4 protein-coding genes are annotated in these 2,467 nt (G+C 65.1%); 1 reads left to right on the top strand and 3 read right to left on the bottom strand.

The features are described from left to right. A partial coding sequence (locus tag ENZ74_RS28995) for a glutathione S-transferase family protein (RefSeq protein WP_164761286.1) occupies positions 1-415 on the bottom strand: 415 nt, incomplete at its 3' end. 160 nt (positions 416-575) lie between these two features. On the opposite strand from ENZ74_RS28995, the gene ENZ74_RS28990 reads away from it, so the two are divergent. Next, entirely contained in the window at positions 576-1,382 is an 807-nt protein-coding gene (locus tag ENZ74_RS28990; RefSeq protein ID WP_013528623.1) for an undecaprenyl-diphosphate phosphatase, read from the top strand. 80 nt (positions 1,383-1,462) lie between these two features. Here the strand turns inward: ENZ74_RS28990 and ENZ74_RS28985 are convergent, their stop codons facing one another. Both ENZ74_RS28985 and ENZ74_RS28980 read right to left on the bottom strand, forming a co-directional pair. Further along, a complete protein-coding gene (locus ENZ74_RS28985; protein ID WP_063169659.1) occupies positions 1,463-1,840 on the bottom strand; it encodes a YraN family protein in 378 nt (125 codons plus the stop codon). Then, a partial coding sequence (locus ENZ74_RS28980; RefSeq protein WP_164761285.1) for a 16S rRNA (cytidine(1402)-2'-O)-methyltransferase occupies positions 1,833-2,467 on the bottom strand: 635 nt, incomplete at its 5' end. The genes ENZ74_RS28980 and ENZ74_RS28985, both read right to left, overlap by 8 nt.

The following is a 2,467-nucleotide window of genomic DNA, read 5'->3' as shown; positions in this document are numbered from 1 at the left end:
GGACCGCGCCCGAGTCGGGCGAGCCGCCGCCCGCCGTTTCCGGCATGACCGGCTTCAGCACGCGCTCACGCACCAGATGGCGGGTGACTTCGCTTTCAGCCTTGTTGAGATACCAGTCGATGAGCCGGCGGATTTCGGCGCGCTGCATCGGGTCCTCGGCGAACAGCCGCTTGTCGCGCTTCAGCACGCCGCGCGTTTCATCGAGATATTCCGATATGACCGTCGCGCCGACGATCGGCACGTCGCCTTCGGCCAGCAGGATCGGCAGCGTGCCGGCCGGGTTCAGCGCCAGGAACTCCTTGCGCCGGGTCCACGGCTTTTCCTCGATCAAAGCCAGCTCCTCGCCATACTCGCCGAATGCGAGGCGGACGAAGCGACAGGTGGCGAACATGGGATGGTGGAAAAGCGTCAGCATGGTTCCGCGATGATAAAGCGCACTGGCGAATCGCAGGGCGCACCGGTAAGTCTTGGCCGCCCGGTTAGCGGGCCGTCAGGGTGTTGCGACCTATAGGGGGACTTCAACGCCATGACAAGCAAGCCCTTCTGTCAGCCGTCATGCCAATGCCGAGGTAGCCATGGAAAGCCAGACCATCGTCGAAGCCCTGCTGCTCGGCCTGCTGGAGGGGCTGACCGAGTTCATACCGGTGTCCTCGACCGGCCATATCCTGCTCGCTGGCCATTTCCTCGGCTTCCACTCGACCGGCAAGGCCTTCGAGATCCTGATCCAGCTCGGCGCCATCCTGGCGATCCTCAGCGTTTATTTCCGCCGCCTCTGGAAAATGCTGCTCGAACTGCCGCACGACCGACTGACCAGGCATTTCGTCATCGGCATCCTCATCGCCTTCCTGCCGGCGGCATTCATCGGCGCGCTGGCGCATGATTTCATAAAGACGGTGCTGTTCGAATCGCCGAGGCTGATCTGCATCATGCTGATTATCGGCGGCGTCGTGCTGCTGGTGGTCGACCGCATGAACCTCAAGCCGGTTTATCGCGACGTCGAGCGCTTCCCGACCCGGCTTTACCTGCAGATCGGGCTTTTCCAGTGCCTGTCGCTCATTCCCGGCACATCGCGTTCGGGCTCGACCATCGTCGGCGCCCTGCTTTTGGGCGTCGACAAGCGCGCGGCCGCTGAATTTTCCTTCTTCCTTGCAATCCCGACCATGGTCGGCGCCTTCGCCTTCGACCTGTTCAAGAACCGCAACGTGCTGAGCAGCGCCGACCTGCCGATCATCGCCGTCGGCTTCGTCGCCGCCTTTGTCACGGCGCTCATCGTCGTGCGCTTCCTGCTCGATTACGTCTCGCGCAAGGGTTACTCGCTGTTCGGCTGGTGGCGGCTGGTGGTGGGCGGTGTCGGGTTGGTGGCGTTGATGATCTGGGGGTGAGGAGTGTTCCGCGTAGCGGCCCTCACGCTTCGTCCCACGGGCTCCGCCCGTGGATGACGAATGAAGGAGGGCTGCCCCCTCTAACTCTTCCCATAAAACGCGTTCTCGACATGCACCGGCCAGCGCCAGGGCAGCACGGCGACCATGTCGAAGCGCATCGACAGCCTGCCGTAGTCCGCTTGGCGCGACAGCCAGATGTCGGCCGCGCCTTCTATTCGACGTTCCGATTCGTGGCCGATCGCCTCCATGGCTTCCATCAGCGACCGGCGCGCCTTGACCTCGACGAACAGCACCAGGTCGCCGCGCCGCGCGATCAGGTCGATCTCGCCGAAGCGCGTGCGGTGGCGGCGCGCCAGGATCCGGTAGCCCTTCAGCATCAGCGCTGCCGCCGCCAGCCATTCGCTGCGATGGCCGCGCCGATAGGCTTTTTGGCGGCTGGCGCTCGGGCGTTCAGCCACCGTCGCTTTCTCCCGAAGCATCCTTGAGCTCCAGCAATCGCCGATAGAGCGCCTGTTTCTGGCCGCCGGTCATCTTCGCGGCTTCCGCCGCCGCCTTGGAGGCCGGCATCTCGGCGGCAAGCGACAGAAGCAAACGGTCGATGTCGGCGGGTTCGTCGACCCTGGCCTCGGCCGGAGCGACGCAGACGACGATCTCGCCCTTCGGCGTATCGGCCGCGGCATAGTGGTCGGCCAGCGCCTGCAGCGTGCCGGTTCGCATCTCCTCGAAGGTCTTGGTCAATTCCCTGCCGATCGCGGCCTTGCGCTCGCCGCCCAGCGCTTCGACCATGGCACCGAGGGATTCGGCCAGCCGGCGCGGCGATTCGAAGAAAATCAATGTCGCCGGCACGGCTTTCAGTGCCTCCAGCCGCGTCAGCCGCTGCCCGGTCTTCACCGGTAAAAATCCGGCGAACATGAAGGCATCGGAGGGCAGGCCGGATGCGGTCAACGCCGCGAGCGGCGCCGATGGGCCGGGGATAGGCACGACGCGAATGCCGTGGTCGAGCGCCTCGCCGACCAGCCGGTAGCCGGGATCGGACACCAGCGGCGTGCCGGCATCGGAGATCAGCGCCACGCTCTGTCCGGCCT

The organism is Mesorhizobium sp. M7A.F.Ca.CA.002.15.2.1 (assembly GCF_003998715.1).
In the GTDB taxonomy this organism is placed as follows: domain Bacteria; phylum Pseudomonadota; class Alphaproteobacteria; order Rhizobiales; family Rhizobiaceae; genus Mesorhizobium; species Mesorhizobium ciceri.
This window is presented reverse-complemented; position numbering and strand designations above follow the sequence as displayed.

Coding starts and splice junctions, on each gene's coding strand:
- ENZ74_RS28990 (WP_013528623.1), top strand. CDS start 576: ATGGAAAGCCAGACCATCGTCGAAGCCCTGCTGCTCGGCCTGCTGGAG.